The organism is Bartonella sp. MR168JLCBS (genome assembly GCF_042194175.1).
Genome location: NZ_JBHIMP010000058.1, coordinates 1,461 through 1,692 on the forward strand (window position 1 = coordinate 1,461; position 232 = coordinate 1,692).

Genomic DNA, 232 nt, shown 5'->3' on the forward strand with positions numbered 1-232 from the left:
ACAGTCAGAGGTTGCTGGAGCAAAAGTTGGCGTTGAATTGGCTAAGCTCAATCTGAAGCACACAAAAATTTTGTCTCCTAAAACAGGACATGTTGGCTTGGTTAGTGCTCGGGTAGGACAATATGTTTTGCCTGGTACGCAATTGGTGTCACTCATTTCTGATGATATTTGGATTATTGCCAATTATAAAGAAACGCAACTTTCTCAGATGCGTGTTGGGCAACCTGTTGTT

The 232-nt window shown here is 41.8% G+C and carries 1 protein-coding gene; it reads left to right on the forward strand.

The annotated features are described in order from the left end of the window. Nucleotides 1-232: efflux RND transporter periplasmic adaptor subunit (locus ACFIK8_RS09025; protein ID WP_375669225.1), on the forward strand; the 232-nt coding region annotated here is incomplete at both ends.